Source organism: Acinetobacter sp. 251-1 (assembly GCF_030329305.1).
In the GTDB taxonomy this organism is placed as follows: domain Bacteria; phylum Pseudomonadota; class Gammaproteobacteria; order Pseudomonadales; family Moraxellaceae; genus Acinetobacter; species Acinetobacter piscicola_A.
In genome coordinates, this window is the sequence record NZ_JACANS010000005.1 from 69,028 (window position 1) to 85,783 (window position 16,756).

Annotated in this window: 14 protein-coding genes and 2 tRNA genes; 11 read left to right on the forward strand and 5 right to left on the reverse strand. The window is 38.4% G+C overall.

Annotated elements, in window-relative coordinates; translation table 11 throughout:
- Positions 1-109 precede the first annotated feature (109 nt).
- From lipA to purB, 9 genes are all read left to right on the forward strand, one after another.
- The gene (gene lipA / locus HX129_RS05055) at positions 110-1,123 is read left to right on the forward strand and encodes a lipoyl synthase (RefSeq protein WP_130074754.1); all 1,014 of its coding nucleotides are present in this window, start codon (positions 110-112) and stop codon (positions 1,121-1,123) included.
- Positions 1,124-1,422: 299 nt separating this feature from the next.
- On the forward strand, positions 1,423-2,643 hold the full coding sequence (locus HX129_RS05060; RefSeq protein ID WP_286433946.1) for a GGDEF domain-containing protein: 1,221 nt from the start codon (positions 1,423-1,425) through the stop codon (positions 2,641-2,643).
- 430 nt (positions 2,644-3,073) lie between these two features.
- Positions 3,074-3,149, forward strand: a tRNA-Glu gene (locus HX129_RS05065).
- A gap of 48 nt (positions 3,150-3,197) precedes the next feature.
- Positions 3,198-3,273: transfer RNA gene (locus HX129_RS05070), tRNA-Glu, on the forward strand.
- Between the two features lie 253 nt (positions 3,274-3,526).
- Positions 3,527-4,945, forward strand: coding sequence for an amino acid permease (locus tag HX129_RS05075; RefSeq protein ID WP_286433947.1), 1,419 nt, complete (start codon positions 3,527-3,529; stop codon positions 4,943-4,945).
- A 174-nt stretch (positions 4,946-5,119) separates the two neighbouring features.
- Positions 5,120-5,605 carry an NUDIX hydrolase gene (locus tag HX129_RS05080; RefSeq protein WP_286433948.1) on the forward strand — a complete coding sequence of 162 codons (486 nt, stop codon included), beginning with the start codon at positions 5,120-5,122 and terminating at the stop codon, positions 5,603-5,605.
- A 4-nt stretch (positions 5,606-5,609) separates the two neighbouring features.
- Positions 5,610-6,746 carry a tRNA 2-thiouridine(34) synthase MnmA gene (gene mnmA / locus HX129_RS05085; RefSeq protein ID WP_286433950.1) on the forward strand — a complete coding sequence of 379 codons (1,137 nt, stop codon included), beginning with the start codon at positions 5,610-5,612 and terminating at the stop codon, positions 6,744-6,746.
- A 30-nt stretch (positions 6,747-6,776) separates the two neighbouring features.
- Positions 6,777-7,508, forward strand: coding sequence for a high frequency lysogenization protein HflD (gene hflD, locus HX129_RS05090; RefSeq protein ID WP_130074749.1), 732 nt, complete (start codon positions 6,777-6,779; stop codon positions 7,506-7,508).
- 59 nt (positions 7,509-7,567) lie between these two features.
- A complete protein-coding gene (gene purB, locus HX129_RS05095) occupies positions 7,568-8,956 on the forward strand; it encodes an adenylosuccinate lyase (RefSeq protein WP_130074748.1) in 1,389 nt (462 codons plus the stop codon).
- 64 nt (positions 8,957-9,020) lie between these two features.
- On the opposite strand, the gene HX129_RS05100 is transcribed toward purB, so the two are convergent.
- Positions 9,021-9,263, reverse strand: coding sequence for a hypothetical protein (locus tag HX129_RS05100; RefSeq protein WP_286433953.1), 243 nt, complete (start codon positions 9,261-9,263; stop codon positions 9,021-9,023).
- A gap of 88 nt (positions 9,264-9,351) precedes the next feature.
- Positions 9,352-11,529, reverse strand: coding sequence for an Ig-like domain-containing protein (locus tag HX129_RS05105; RefSeq protein WP_286433955.1), 2,178 nt, complete (start codon positions 11,527-11,529; stop codon positions 9,352-9,354).
- Positions 11,530-11,707: 178 nt separating this feature from the next.
- On the opposite strand from HX129_RS05105, the gene HX129_RS05110 reads away from it, so the two are divergent.
- Positions 11,708-12,352 carry a DUF2238 domain-containing protein gene (locus tag HX129_RS05110; protein ID WP_286433957.1) on the forward strand — a complete coding sequence of 215 codons (645 nt, stop codon included), beginning with the start codon at positions 11,708-11,710 and terminating at the stop codon, positions 12,350-12,352.
- Between the two features lie 62 nt (positions 12,353-12,414).
- On the opposite strand, the gene sohB is transcribed toward HX129_RS05110, so the two are convergent.
- Positions 12,415-13,377, reverse strand: coding sequence for a protease SohB (gene sohB, locus HX129_RS05115; RefSeq protein ID WP_174493568.1), 963 nt, complete (start codon positions 13,375-13,377; stop codon positions 12,415-12,417).
- 511 nt (positions 13,378-13,888) lie between these two features.
- Positions 13,889-14,230 carry a Grx4 family monothiol glutaredoxin gene (gene grxD / locus HX129_RS05120; RefSeq protein ID WP_130074744.1) on the reverse strand — a complete coding sequence of 114 codons (342 nt, stop codon included), beginning with the start codon at positions 14,228-14,230 and terminating at the stop codon, positions 13,889-13,891.
- Between the two features lie 162 nt (positions 14,231-14,392).
- Here grxD and HX129_RS05125 point away from each other — a divergent pair, with 162 nt between their 5' ends.
- Entirely contained in the window at positions 14,393-15,604 is a 1,212-nt protein-coding gene (locus HX129_RS05125; RefSeq protein ID WP_286436039.1) for an aspartate aminotransferase family protein, read from the forward strand.
- Positions 15,605-15,780: 176 nt separating this feature from the next.
- Here the strand turns inward: HX129_RS05125 and HX129_RS05130 are convergent, their stop codons facing one another.
- Positions 15,781-16,713 carry a LysR family transcriptional regulator gene (locus HX129_RS05130; RefSeq protein WP_174492285.1) on the reverse strand — a complete coding sequence of 311 codons (933 nt, stop codon included), beginning with the start codon at positions 16,711-16,713 and terminating at the stop codon, positions 15,781-15,783.
- Positions 16,714-16,756: the final 43 nt, after the last annotated feature.

Genomic DNA, 16,756 nt, shown 5'->3' on the forward strand with positions numbered 1-16,756 from the left:
TCTGTGATAACTACATTTAGAAAATGAATAGTGTTTTTACCCTTTCATTTTCCAATTCCGCTATAATATAGCGAAATACCTACCGTCAAAAACAGTGGAAAAGTTGAATATGTCAGAAAACCGTAAACCTGAACAGGGTGTAAAATTACGTGGTGCAGAAAAAGTTGCTCGTATTCCTGTAAAAGTTGTACCAACGGTTGAAGCACCTCGAAAGCCAGATTGGATTCGGGTGAAAATGGCTGCGCCTGATGAAGTTCAGCGTATCAAAACAACACTTCGCGCTCAAAAATTACATACCGTGTGTGAAGAAGCAGCTTGTCCCAACCTCCCTGAATGTTTTGGTGGTGGTACTGCAACCTTTATGATCATGGGTGATATTTGTACCCGTCGCTGTCCATTCTGTGATGTCGCACATGGTCGCCCAAATGCACTTGACCCTGATGAGCCACGTCACATGGCGGAAACCATTGCCAATCTTGGTTTAAAATATGCCGTGATTACCTCTGTAGACCGTGATGATCTCCTCGATGGAGGTGCGCAACATTTTGTCGATTGTATTAAAGAAGCTCGTGCTTTAAGTCCTAAAACTTTATTGGAAATTTTAGTGCCTGACTTCCGTGGTCGTATGGATGTGGCTTTACGCATCATGACTGAATGTCCACCTGATGTATTTAATCACAACATTGAAACTGTACCCCGCTTGTACAAAGCCATGCGTCCAGGTTCTGACTATCAGCATTCTCTAAACTTATTAAAAATGTTTAAAGAATACTGCCCTGAAATTCCAACCAAATGTGGTTTGATGGTGGGAATTGGTGAAACTGAAGAAGAAGTCATTGCTTTGCTTGATGATCTTCACGCACATGGCGTGGACTATGTGACCATTGGTCAGTATTTACAACCTTCGAAAGAACATGCACCGATAGACCGTTTTGTCACGCCTGAAGAGTTTGAGCGTTATACAGCACATGGTCAAAAGCTTGGTTTTAGAAACATTTGGGCAGCGCCAATGGTGCGTTCAAGTTATTTTGCAGACCGTCAATATTATGGTGAGCCTGTTCCACAAGTACGTCGCAAGACTGATCCTGCGAAGAAAATTGCAGTGCAAACTATTGAAGCTTAATTAAAAATATATAGCTTAAAATAAAAAGCCCATCTAAAAAGATGGGCTTTTTTGACATCCACAACATTATTTAATCAAGCTATTGACAATAAAATGATTGAATACTTCAATTTATGACACAAAATACCATACGCACAGCGAAAGACTAAACATGCATATTGAATATAACAGCAGTGCAAAAAATTGATCAATTATTGCAACGAAAATCACATTAATTTCAATAAAATATAACAGCATCAAATTATAAAAATTAAAAAAATCATTATCTTATAAAAAAAAATTACATGAAGTAAAATTATATGCTCTATAAACTCGTGTCTTTAGGTCGCACAATGAACCTACCATCCCCTGATTTTTTAACTGCATTTAGTATGGCAGCATTGACAGCTTTTACAGTGTCATGGGTGATGTGGGCATTGGGCAAGCACTATTGGAAACAAGGCATGTCTTGGGCTGTGATAAGCACTTTATTATATGCTTTTGCTTACATCAGTTTCCTTTTACAAAATATATTGGAATGGTTCGTCATTCCTGTCATTTCCAAATTATTCATCAGTTTTGCGATTGCAACCTTTACAGTCGCTTTAGAACGCTTTTGCCAAAGTACTCAATGGAATCGTGATTGTGCTGTTATTTTAATTCCGATATTCGCCACGCTTACTTTAGCCATAAGCTGTCTACCCCAAAATATTGCATGGTTTAACATGCTGCAAAGTGTAATCACCGTATTACAAACCATATATACCATTTTGGTTTTATTTCGCATGCGCTCACGGACCCCTGGTACAGGTTGGCTGTTGGTCAGCGGTGGTGCCTTAATTCATCTTGCCACAATACTCCCCCTTATGTTTATAGCAGCTCGCCCAAATCCTGAATTTACAATACAAGCCTCTACACAAGATATTTTAGCGATGTGGGCAATTTGTCTAATTTTATTTTTAAAAATGGTGGTGATGTCATTTGGTTTTTTAATTATGCTTCGAGACCGTCAAGCCGCACTTGAAGAAGATAAAGCAAGGCTTGATTATTTAACCCAACTCCCTAATCGCGCTACGCTAGTTGAAGCAATACGAGAAGCGACCTTACAAGCATCCAAGCAGCTAACCCCCTTGTCTTTAATGGTAATTGATATTGACCACTTTAAAAAATTTAATGATGAATATGGACACTTAGCAGGTGACCGTGTCATTCAAGTCGTTGCACAAATATTAAGACAACAATGCCGAGAAATGGATTTAGCTGCCCGTTACGGAGGTGAAGAGTTTATTCTACTTTTACCTCATACCACATTAGATGAAGCACATATTTTAGCAGAACGTCTATGTCATCATGTTCGTTCGATCATGGTGGACTTAGATGGAACACGACAATTAAATATCACCATTAGCGTGGGTGTACACTGCTGCATCCCAACACAAAATAGTACGTGGGAATCATTGGTTGCAGTTGCTGATGAGGCAATGTATCTTGCTAAGCAAAGGGGACGTGATCGAGTGGTTTTATCTAACTCGTTAACTTAACCACTTTGATCTGCCTTTAAAACCGATAAAAATTTATCCATTTGTTACAGGAATCTGCTTAAAAAGCAAACATGCCGATAAGCTTGGTATCATCGGTCACATACAATCAAAAAAATTGCCTAATAACAATCAAGCGCTCAGATTTTTCACGCAGTCGTGTCGTTCCACAAAATACTAATATCTGAATAAAACCTTGAGAACAACAGCATATTCTTTAAGTGTAGTGTTGTCACTGATGCAATATATAAGCAATGGATGTATCACTCACAACTTAGACGACACCCTAAAATAGGTATTTTTTAAACTCAAATGCTTTAAAGCTGTGAATATTGTTTTATTTTTAAACAGTTATTTATTTTTTTGATTTTAAATGCAGAAAAATATTTGACACTTTTAAATATCCACCCTAATATACGCCCACCTCTGAAACGACCCTATCGTCTAGAGGCCTAGGACATCGCCCTTTCACGGCGGTAACCGGGGTTCGAATCCCCGTAGGGTCGCCATTAATTCATGGTTTAGTTTCTAAATTCAAAGGTACGCCTCATCTTATTGACCCTATCGTCTAGAGGCCTAGGACATCGCCCTTTCACGGCGGTAACCGGGGTTCGAATCCCCGTAGGGTCGCCATATATCTAATATACTGTGCTTAATACATAAGCATTCTAGTATTCATGCTTTTTTATTTTTAAATCTCTCGCAATGAATTTAATCATTCATTCTTTGTGTATGTTCTCGCATTTCCAAATGATTATTCACTCATAATCGTGCTAACTCCTCTTTGTCAATAATGACAATTGTCTTTACTTTATCAATTCTTCTTTGAACTCTGCATCAATAACACCTACAATGTTGCGCTTCGTTATTTAGCTAAATTACTTTTATGCAGTCACCTCACACACAGCATGATGCTCCAAATCAAGGACATTCTGCACCATTAAAACGTGCTATGAGCACGCGACACTTGGTGATGATCTCACTGGGTGGTGCCATTGGTACGGGCTTATTCTTAGGTTCAGGTGAAGTTATTGCACAAACAGGACCGATTGGTGCCATTATTTCCTATATTTTGGGTGGGATCATCGCCTATATGGTGATGCTATGTTTAGGTGAACTTGCAGTGCATATGCCAGAATCAGGTTCATTTGGAACATATGCACAAAAATATATTGGCCCTGCAACAGGTTATACGGTGACATGGCTATATTGGCTCACATGGTCAGCAACCCTAGGCACTGAATTTACCGCTGCAGCATTATTGATGCAGGAATGGTTTCCACAAGTGTCTATGTGGCTATGGACGATTATTTTTGCAGGCGTAGTGTTTGGTCTCAATATGAGTTCAACACGTTGGTTTGCTGAGTCTGAATTTTGGCTATCTTTGGTCAAAGTCATCACGGTTATTGCCTTTATTGTATTAGGCTTGTTAGCAATCTTTGGTCTGGTCAATTATGAAGGTTATAGTTCCGCGCCATTATTTAGCAACTTAACGGGTAATGATTGGTTTCCTAATGGGCTAATTCCTATTTTTACCACCATGCTGATTGTTAATTTTGCATTTTCAGGCACAGAGTTAATTGGTGTTGCAGCAGGTGAAACTAAAGATCCTGCAAAAAATGTTCCCAAAGCCATCAATACTGCTATCTGGCGTTTATTGATTTTCTTTGTCGGAACAATCATTGTGATTAGTGCGCTCTTACCGCATGAAATGGCAGGTTTAAATGCAGAAGGTGTCAGCAGTAGTCCTTTTGTCACCGTCTTTAATCATATTGGTATCCCATATGCAGAAGACATTATTCGTTTCGTCATCATTACCGCCTTGTTATCTGCTGCCAATTCAGGTTTATTCGCAGCCTCTCGCATGATGTGGTCATTATCTGCAAAAAAACAACTGCCGACTGTTTTTTCTAAACTGAATGCACGTGGTATTCCTTATATTGCAGTTATGGTCACTATGCTGGGTGCATTACCGGGTTTATTGTCTGAACATTTTGCACCTGAAACCATTTTCAAAAACTTACTTGGTGTTGCGGCATTTACGATGGTCGTCGTGTGGATGAGTATTTGTTGGAGTCAGTTTAATTTCCGCCGTGAATGGTATAAATCAGGTCGTCGTAAAGAAGAATTAGGTTTTGCTGCGCCGTTATTTCCCATCGTACCGATTTTAGGTTTTGTGTTCTGTTTCATTACTTGTATCAGTATGGTATTCGACCCTGACATGATGGTGGGTTTTATTTGCTGTTTAATTTTTATCGCTTGTTGTTATGCAAGTTATGCATATTTGTATAAAGACTCAGAATAATAATGTTCTTGCACATTTATTTCCTAGCTAAATCTTTTAGAGCAGACTAACCCTCTGCTCTTTTTTATCTACCAAGCAATTGGTAATTTTTAAATACCATTTCAAATGAATGCAAACATAGCCATCAAGGGCTAAATTTTGTAGAATAGCGCTTTATTTCCCATGGTTTTGGTTATGACCTCTTGGACTCCTCATGTTACTGTCGCTACAGTTGTAGAAAAAGATGGAAAATTCCTTTTTGTTGAAGAACATACGGAAGGTGTAACACATACGGTATTTAACCAACCCGCAGGACATGTCGAGTGCGGTGAATCCATTGTACAAGCAGCAATTCGTGAAACCATGGAAGAAACAGGTCATGCAGTCGAAGTAGACGCTTTACTCGGTATGTATACGTATACACCTCCGATGTTTCCTGACCGCACCTATTTTAGATTTTGCTTTTTAGCCCATGTTTTAGATTATTTCCCAGAAGCCGAGCTTGATACAGGCATTGTTGGACCAAAGTGGATGACACTTGACGAACTCATCGAGTCAGCCCGCGCCCGTAGTCCATTGGTGATTAAAGCTGTACAAGATGCACTTTCTGGGCAAAAATACCCACTTTCGCTCATCTATGAGCATCAAAACTCTCCTCTCATTTCAAATTTGGATGCTTAGTCCTATGCAACAACGTGTCATCGTCGGTATGTCGGGTGGTGTAGATTCTTCTGTTTCTGCTGCACTTTTACTTCAACAGGGTTATCAGGTTGAAGGGCTTTTCATGAAAAACTGGGAAGAAGATGATGGCACGGAATATTGTACTGCAATGGAAGACCTTGCCGATGCACAAGCTGTGTGTGACAAAATCGGTATCAAATTACATACAGCCAACTTTGCTATGGAATACTGGGATCGCGTATTTGAGCATTTTCTACAAGAATATGCCGCAGGTCGTACACCCAACCCAGATATTTTATGTAATAAAGAAATTAAGTTTCGTGCATTTTTAGACCATGCCGTAAACTTAGGTGCAGACTTTATTGCGACTGGACATTATTGTCGTCGTGGTGAAACATTAACCAACGCTCGTGGTGAACAATATGCACCCTTACTGCGTGGTGTAGATCAAAATAAAGATCAAACCTACTTCCTCCATGCGGTTCATGGTCGTGAAATCAATAAAACCTTGTTCCCTGTCGGTGAAATTGAAAAACCGCAAGTACGTAAAATTGCTGAAGAACTCGGTTTAGCCACAGCCAAGAAAAAAGATTCTACAGGGATCTGTTTTATTGGCGAACGTCGTTTTAATGACTTTTTAAAGCAATATTTACCTGCTCAACCTGGAAAAATTGTCCTTGATACAGGAAAAGAGGTTGGTGAACATCATGGCTTAATGTACTATACGCTCGGTCAGCGTGGTGGGATTGGTTTAGGCGGTCTCAAAGGTGCTGAAGAAGGTGCATGGTTCGTTTTATATAAAGACATTGAAAATAACCGTTTAGTGATTGGTCAAGGTCATGAACATCCACTCATGCAAAGCACCATTTTATGGTCTGAAGCGATTGACTGGGTCGCTGGTGAACAAGACATTCCTGAAGCTGGTTTTAAATGTACGGCAAAAACACGTTATCGTCAGCCTGATCAGACCTGTACTTTGTTTAAAGACCCAACTACACCCAATGGTGTACGCGTAGAGTTTGATGAACCACAACGTGCAGTCACACCAGGTCAAAGCGTCGTGTTCTATGTAGATGACGTCTGCTTAGGTGGTGGTGTGATTCATCATACCAATGCACCAAAACCTGATTTTATTGATTAAGTCATTCAACAAACTGCAAGGAATTTAGGCATGGTTGATCTACCCTTTCAACAGCCTCAAACTTTGAATCCACGCCAAAATAAAACTTTGGCGTTAGCAGCTGTGTTTCAAGCCACACAGCTCACCCATATGACTGCAATGTCAGGACGTCAAAGTATTGGTGAAAGTGGTAATTTCTATTTTGAACAACTCATCAAAGCTAGCCTAAATATCCGCCCTCAAGACAATCAATCCTCAAAAACTTTAGATTTTTTTCATCAATTATCTGATATTTCTTTGGGTTTAAAGACCTTAGAAGGCAGCATTACCCAACCCTTTAATTCTGCACCAAAGTCAAGAATTCCAAAATTATCCAATGCTAAACTGCCTATGTCCTATGCCATGGCATTATTAAGCTTGGAAAAAAAAGTTTATAGCAATCCCGAATTTGTCGAAATCATTGAAAAATCTCAGCAAAAAATCTTAAAACAGCTGTCTTTTTTTGATAATGATTATACTCATCCAAGTATTATTGCCAATCTTGCACAGACCTATGTCGATACCGCAGGACAAATCAATCCACGTATTTTAGTGCGTGGTAATGCCGAAGCATTTAAAGACCCTACACATACCAATCGTATTCGCGCTTGTCTATTTACAGGTTTGCAAATGGCGCACCTTTGGCGTCAGCTCGGTGGTAGTTCTTGGGCAATGATTTTTAGCAAACGTAAATTGCTACAGGATCTTCAAGACCTTGCTCGCCTTCAATATCAGGTTACCTAACTTGAATGAAGCAGCATCTTTTTCGCTTTTCGTTTAATTCCAAAGTCTAAGGAATCTCTATGAACGCTTTAACTGCACTTTCGCCATTAGATGGACGCTATGCGAGCAAATGTGATGCTCTCCGTCCTTTCCTCTCTGAGTTTGGTTTAATCCACGCTCGTGTGACTGTTGAAGTGCGTTGGTTACAAGCGCTTGCTAACCGTCCTGAAATTACTGAAGTTCCACCATTCTCAGCTGCAACAAATGCTGCTTTAGATGCAATTGTTGCGAACTTCTCTGAAGACAATGCGAACCGCATTAAAGAAATTGAACGTACCACGAACCATGACGTGAAAGCCGTTGAGTATTTCTTAAAAGAACAGATTGCCAATATTGATGAACTTAAAAATGCAGGTGAATTTATTCACTTTGCTTGTACTTCAGAAGACATTAATAACCTTTCACATGCTTTAATGCTCAAAAATGGTCGTGCTGTTCTTGTTGAATCTATGCAACAAATTGTCGATGCGATTGCTGCTTTGGCTGAAACTCATGCTGAACAACCAATGTTGTCACGTACACATGGTCAAACAGCAAGCCCAACAACTTTGGGTAAAGAAATGGCGAACGTGGCTTACCGCCTTGCACGCCAAATCAAACAATTCAACAATGTTGAACTTCTAGGTAAAATCAACGGTGCTGTAGGTAACTACAATGCGCACTACTCTGCTTACCCAGAAATCAACTGGCCTGCTCACTCGCAAGCATTTGTTGAATCACTAGGTTTAACATTTAACCCATATACAACTCAAATTGAGCCACACGACTATATCGCAGAAATGTTCGATGCTTTACGTCGTTTCAATACCGTATTAATTGACTTTAACCGTGATGTTTGGGGTTATATCTCTTTAGGTTTCTTCAAACAACGTTTGAAAGAAGGCGAAGTTGGTTCTTCGACTATGCCACATAAAGTTAACCCAATTGACTTTGAAAACTCAGAAGGTAATTTGGGTATTGCAAATGCGGTATTGGCTCACCTTGGTGAAAAACTTCCAATTTCTCGTTGGCAACGTGACTTAACTGACTCTACAGTTCTTCGTAACATGGGTGTTGGTTTGGCACAAAGCTTAATCGCGTTTGAAGCTTGCTTAAAAGGCATTGGTAAACTTGAATTAAATGCTGCACGTATTCTTGAAGACTTAGACCATGCTCAAGAAGTTTTAGCTGAACCAATTCAAACCGTTATGCGTCGTTATAACGTTGAAAAACCATACGAAAAATTAAAAGCATTAACACGTGGTCAAGCGATGACACGTGACATGATGGTTGATTTTGTCAATGGTAATGAACTTGAAGCCGTTCCTGCTGCAGATCGTGCACGTTTAGCACAAATGACTCCTGCAACGTATACAGGAAATGCTGCTGAACAAGCAAAACAAATCAAAGATTTGATTTCTAAAATCTAATCGATTAAGAAAAATAAAAAGCGAAGCCTAGGCTTCGCTTTTTTTATCAATCATATTGTATACACTATGGTAATGGGCAATAACGCATCCAATCTGCTTGCATTTTTTCTAATTCATCACCCGTCAATATATCACTATAGTAAATATAATAAGTCGTATCTGGATATTGGATTTTATGTCGATAGAGCATGCCACGTAAAGACACTAAAAGCTCTTCAGGAAAATCTCCATCGAGTTGATCAAGCTCTTCAAAATCATAATTAAAATAACAATTTTGCGTCGCAATAAAGGCTTCAATAACCGCCATACATAATCCCTAATTCTACGAAATGCCATACATACTGTTTAAAAAGTAGAAAAAACAATGTCAATCATCGCTTACTCATATTTAAACTTTAACCCAAACCAAGTACAGGTATAAATAACTCATCACTCAATGCATTGAATCGAATATGTGCTAAAACATCGCTCTTTGGATTTGAGATCGCACTTTGTACTGTATTCACGTCCATTTTCGCCGCCTGCACATCTTGCAATATTGATTCAATGTCTTGATTTTCAGATACAGATTCTTGTTGCATTAAGCTTGAAATATTCACTGCTGCATTTTCAGAATATTGATTTTCAGGTGCAATATCTAAGACTGCGACATTGTTTAACACTGCAGCAATCGCATGTTCATCCACATATGCTTCAGATGCTATTTTCGCTGTTGCTTCTGCTGCGATGACTGTAAAACTAAAGGCTTCACTCATCGCACTACTGTTATTTGCTGCATCCATTTGTGTAAATGTAAAACTATGCTCACCTAAAGCCAAATCATGACTTGGGGTAAATGTCCATTTTCCACTTTCCACTTTGACAGTTGCTATTGCCTGACCATTATCATAAATCGTCACTATGGCGCCAGACTCACCTGTCCCTGCAAACTCAGGGCGTGCATCATCTGTTTCTCCATGATTTGCAATGGTTTTACCTTGATCACCATCCCCATTAACATCATCTGTGACCGTTTTTAAAACCACTTTATTGGGTGCAATGGTATCTTTTGTACCTATCACTTGGGTACTTTCGGACTTATTACCTGCAGCATCAAAGGTATAAATATGAGCAATCGCTTGATCTGTCAAACTGCTCTTTAAAGTTATGCTAAATTTCCCTGCTGCATCACTGACAGTCGAACCAATTAAAGTCCCTTCTTTATTATAAATTTCTACTTTTTGATTGGCACCCGTTTGTCCTGTAACTTCATTACCTTCGGCATTAAGCTTTGCAGTCACAGCATCAGGAGCTATCGTGTCCATTCCTGCTTTTATCACCAAATCTTTCGAAGCATTGCCCGCCGCATCTGTTACAGTCAGATTTGCTGTTTCATCTTTGGCTAAAGCAGGTTTAATTTGAGCCGTAAAATAGCCTTGATCATCAGCAGTTGCAAATGCGATTACTTCACCTTGGCTATTTTTTATTGTAATTTTACTGTTAGCCTCAGCATAACCCGTCACTTGGTCACCTTGGGCATTGACTTCAATACTTGGCTGCTTTGGTGCTAAAGTATCTTTCCCGACAATCACTGTACTTGCATCTGACTCATTCCCAGCAGCATCTTTTACAACTACTTTAGCTTCAGCACCTGTAGCTAAAGCAGGTGTTATAGAGATTGAAAATGTTCCATCTGAAGCCACAGTGACAGGCCCTGCCAAGACTGTTTTACCTGCTGCATCATAGACATACACTTTTGCGCCTGCTTCAGCCTGACCAGATACAATACTGCCTGTCTCATTGATTTGCACCTGTGCTGCATCAGGGGCAATGGTGTCTTTTGTCCCTGTAATCACAGTGACTTGAGATTCATTGCCCGCTGCATCTTTTGCATAGATTAAAACTTTTTCATTATTGATCACGTCGCGATCTAAAGTGAGCTTAAAATTGCCCTCTGCATCAGCGACTGCTTGTCCAAGTGTCTTACCTGACGCATCTTTTACATAAACTATTGCCCCTGCTTCTGCTTTACCTGTAACCACTTTTCCATCAGAATCTAAAGTTGCTGTAGGGACTGAAGGTGCAACTAGATCAGTATTTGCTGCATGACCGTCATCATCATTGTCATGAAATGCAGCTAGATAAATCCCCTCTAAACCCAATAAAATTAAAGCAGGTTTCACTAAGTCTTTTTCATACCAAGCAACGGTTTCTTCAGCAACTTGTGATGTTTTCATATTTTCAGGTGCTAAATAAGTTTGACTTGCTTCAAGTTCTTGTATCACTCGTTTAGGATCATAATTTATCTGATAACCTTGAGCAGTGATGACTAGCTCTTCAAAAATTCCTTGCGTATTACTGAGTAAAATCTGGTGAGGTGTTTCATTTCCTTGATGAACAAAATTGTCTAGTATAATTTTTTCACCATTTTTTAGAATAATTATAGCTTTATCACCAATATGCTCAACGGATGCAATTTGTTCTTTGGTATACCCTAAACGAATAATAGATGGCTGATTTAAAGGAATATGTTTATTTTCTGAATTTTGCAATGTGACTAAAGTTGATTTATCTAAAACGACTATACCAGTCATTATATCCTCGTTGAAAACAGCAATTTAAATAAATGCTTACGCTATCAAAAGCACTTACAAAGTACAATCAATAACACATGAATATTTAACAAATAAATCTAATTTAAGTTCAATTTAAATCTAGATTTAAATTAAATTTTTATTACACTATTGAGCACCAAACCAAGAAAAAATATACATGATTTATTATAAATTAACTACAAAACATTGGCTCACTTTGGCGGTACTTGCAATTGCAATCATCATCGCGAGCATTCAACCTTTAGAGTTGGAATCCTACCTTTTACATCAGGTCGGTACTGCATTAATGCTTATTATGCTGTTGATTTGTTTAAAAAAAATTGGACTCAATTATTCTTCATTTTTATTATATATCTTATTTTTACTGATTCATGTTTCAGCAGCACATTACCTCTACTCATACGTACCTTATAATGATTGGATTAAATCTATTTTTCATTTTGATTTAAATCAAACCATGGGCTGGCAACGTAATATGTATGATCGCTTGGTTCATTTAGTTTATGGACTCTTTTTATATCCTTTTTTTTACCGCTTATTTCAAGTTTTCTTACCTAACTTAGGCCCTAAAGCTCTGCTTTTCATCACGATCCAATTTATTATGGCAAGTAGCCTGTTGTATGAATGGATTGAATGGTGGATTGCGATTGGCTTATCTCCAGAACAAGCTGAAAATTATAATGGGCAACAAGGGGATATTTGGGATGCACATAAAGATATGTGCTTAGCAACAGTGGGAGCAATATTTACCAGTCTCATTATCTATTGCAAATCCACCCGATCACCTTTAACTTCTACCTAATGAAAAAGCCAATCTTTTAAAGATTGGCTTTTTTGATAAATAACATATCAAATAAATGATGATTAAAGCTTTGGATCACGCATTTGCACTAAGCTTGCATTGGCTTTACTCAAAGTATCCACCAATTTATTCACTACAGATGGAATCAAACTCTCTACCACTTGCGCCGCTTGTAAACCTAACTTTTCCCCCAAAGTCGGCTTACGGCGAGTTTGAATCACATAAACATCGTGTTGTGGCAACAAACCAAGTAGATATTCATCAGAGGTTTGTAGCTGATCTACCAAATTCAGATTTAAAGCATCCTCACCATACCAATGCTCACCTGTCGCAACTTTTTCTACATTGAGTTGCGGACGGTATTTTTCAACAAAGTGTTTAAATAAAGCATGTGTTTGCTGTAACTCTTCTTCAAACTTCGCTTTACCTTCTTCAGTATTTTCCCCAAACATGGTCACAGTACGTTTATATTGCCCTGCCGTATATAGTTCAAAATCAATATTATGTTCTTTTAATAAACGATTAAAATTAGGAACTTGTGCAACCACACCAATTGAGCCCACCACTGCAAATGGTGCAGAAATGATTTCAGATGCAATACACGCCATCATATAACCACCACTTGCCGCAACTTTGTCAACACAAATGGTTAAATGGAAGCCTGCATCTCGCAAACGTACCAACTGCGCTGCTGCCAAACCATAACCATGTACCATTCCGCCTGGGCTTTCTAGGCGTAACACTACACGATCACGCCCTGCTTTTGCAGTCGCTAAAATCAAAGTGATTTCTTCACGTAAATTTTCAACGGCTGAAGCTTGTACATCACCTTTAAAGTCTAAGACATATACCTTTTGATTATTTTTTTTACGTGCACGTGCTTCTTTAGCAAATTGTTGGCTCAGTTGTAAAAGCTCAAGCTTCGATGCTGTGGTTTGCGCAATTTTTTTTCTTTGTTCATTAATACGTGTATTTAAATGACTGACACGAATTTCAGCAGGTAATTTAGGTAAATGAAATAACATATAAATTCTAGTCTCTAAAATAAGAAAATGCTTTTCCATTAAGATGTGGTCAAATAGATATAAATTCAATGACTATTTTGCAAAATTTCAGTGAATGAAATTGCATCACGCTATATTGCTCTTTGTGATTTGAAATAAAGATTTGATTTTATACTAATCTGTTAAATTAACTACATATCACTAAGTCACTTTTGCTTTTCTACACCAATTGCTTAAACAACATGATGCTATCGTGAGGCGACATGGATGTCGCCGTTAGACAAGGGTTACATGGATGTACCCTTTGTCTAACAAAGGATTTTTGTTACTTTTCATCCCTGAAAAGTAAGGCATCGCCTACGCATAAGAATTTAAACTTTTCACTGTAAGATAAGGCAATGCAAACTTTAAATTTATATTAATTAACTTTTACTGAATGGTATTAGAATATTAAAATATCGATATCACTCGAGAAATAAGCAATAAAAAAGCACCGAAATCGGTGCTTTTTAACAACTTTGGCTCAATACAATTAAGCTTCAGGTGCTGGGCTATATTGTTCAACCAATGGTTTTAACTCACCATTTTGGAACATTTCAAGCATAATATCACTACCACCGATCAACTCACCATTGATCCATAATTGTGGAAATGTAGGCCAATTTGCAATTAGTGGCAAAGTTGCACGAATATCTGGATTTTCCAAGATATTTACATAAGCAAATGGACGACCAATTTGGCTAAGAGCTTCTACCGCACGTGCAGAGAAACCACATTGTGGGAATTGTGGTGTACCTTTCATATAAAGAAGTACAGCATGTTTAGCAATTTGATCGCGAATTAACGCTTCTGTATCACGCGCTTGTTCAGTCATTGATTAAATCCTCAACTCATCTGCGTGCATTATACCTAAATCCAACGCAAAGAGTATGTCTTCAAAATTATTTCCACTTTTATTTGTATTTAGACTTTAAATCTGTGTCATATTTTGCTTATATAATCTTTTAATTTTTCACTCCTCAGATAAGAGTTAGTCATGAACAACATTACCCTCGCTCCGGTACAACCTGATCAACCATCGCATTTGATGCCTGTATTTAGCCGTCAGCCGATCAGCTTTGTACGAGGACGAGGTTCTTATCTTTATACTGAAGATGATACTGAGTATTTAGATGCTTTAACAGGTATTGCAGTATGCGGTCTAGGTCATGCACATCCAGTTTTAGCAGAAGCTATTGCAGATCAAGCTGCAACCTTGATTCATACCAGTAATATTTATGAAATCCCTTGGCAAACTGCTGCTGCACAAAAACTTGCCGAAGTTTCTGGCATGGAAGAAGTTTTCTTCTCTAACAGCGGTGCAGAGTCCAATGAAGGCGCAATTAAAATTGCACGTAAATTTGGGCATATGCAAGGTGTAGCAAATCCAAAAATCATTGTCGCAGATCACTCTTTCCATGGTCGTACCCTTGCAACATTGTCTGCAACAGGCAACAAAAAAGTTCAAGAAGGTTTTGCACCCTTGGTTGAAGGTTTTATCCGTGTTCCATTTGGGGATATTGAAGCGATTGAAGAAGCTGCAATCAATCATCCCGATATTGTGGCGATCTTGGTTGAGCCGATTCAAGGTGAAGGCGGTGTTAATACTGCACCTCAGGGCTTTAGCTATTTAGAAGAAATTCGCCATATCTGTAACCAACATAATTGGTTAATGATGCTCGATGAAGTGCAAACAGGTAATGGTCGTACAGGTAAATATTTTGCATATCAACATACCAATATCATTCCTGATGTTTTAACAACTGCCAAAGGTCTAGGAAATGGCTTTCCAATTGGTGCAGTAATGACGCAAGGTCGTGGTGTAGGTGTGTTGACTGCTGGAAATCATGGTTCTACGTATAGTGGTACACACCTAGGTTCTCGTATCGTCTATACTGTGATTGATTTGATTCAAAAAGAAAATATTGTTGCAAATGCTGCTGAAATCGGTACATATCTCGTCGACCAATTCCGTTTACAACTTGCAGATCAAAATGTAACGGTACGTGGTTTCGGTATGATGATTGGAATTCAACTACCAAAAGACTGTGGTGATTTAGTCAACATTGCACGTGATGAATATAAACTGATTATCAATGTGACTTCAGGTAATGTCGTGCGTTTACTCCCTGCACTAAACATGAACAAAGAACAAGCTGATGATTTACTTCAACGTTTAGTGCCTGCAATCAAAAACTTTATTGCATAAGTTTCAAGCATCAACATTTGAAATTTTGATCACATCAAAATGAGTATCGCACTGATACTCATTTTTTCATCTCGATATTTTATAAATAAAAACATAAAAAACCGAGCTATTCAAATAACTCGGCTAATTCATTAATCGTATTGTTATACTGCATTAATTATATAAAAATTTAATACTTAAGACGCTTCTTGATAAATGCGTCCGCCCGGTAACTGGCTAAAATATTGTTTCAAAGCATCTAAACAACGATGAATCTTCATCGGTTGTTGTTCACGTTTTAAGGTCATTGCATTTAAGGTAAAGGTTGGTAATTTCCAATCTGGTAATACTTCTACCAATGTCCCATTCATAAGTTCTTTTTGCACATCTAAATATAAAATACGTGCAATACCATGACCATTTTGGCATAAAGATTTCGCAATAAAGACATTATTGGTTTGCAAGCGATTCTGCATTTCTACATTTACACTTTCACCCGATGCCACATGTTGAAATGAAAAGTTTTGATAATTTTTCATCACGTTAATCGGAATTAAATCGTGATGACTTAAATCTTCTGGACGTGCGATTGGCGCTGTTTGGTTTAAATAACTCGGTGATGCTACCAGCACTTGATCAACACGTGCTAGAGGTATAGATAACAAATTATTTGACTCATCGTCTTTTGAACACATACGAATCGCAATATCAATACGCTCTTGAATCAAATCAATAAATTGATTATCTGCTTCAAAATGTACCATTAATCCACGATGCGCAGAAATCCAATGTGACAAGGCTGGCACGACATGAGTTGCACCTAATTCAGGCGTTGTCGCAATACGTAACTCTCCGACCAAATCGTCACGCAACTCATTAATGCGGATTTTTCCACGTTCTGCTGCAGCGAGCATTTCTTGGCAACTATGAAAAAAAGCTTGACCAGCTTCTGTTAAACTCAATTTTCGTGTAGAACGGTGTAGAAGCGTCACTTCCATTTCTTGTTCTAATGATCGAACTTGTTGGCTAACGGCACTCGTCGTAATGCCGAGTTCACGCGCGGCACCACTGAAAGAACTTTTTTCAACGACACAAGCAAAAACACCCATCGCTCGAAGTTGATCTAACATAAATTTCCCTCTGAAATTATGAGATGCTTCACACTTTTTATTA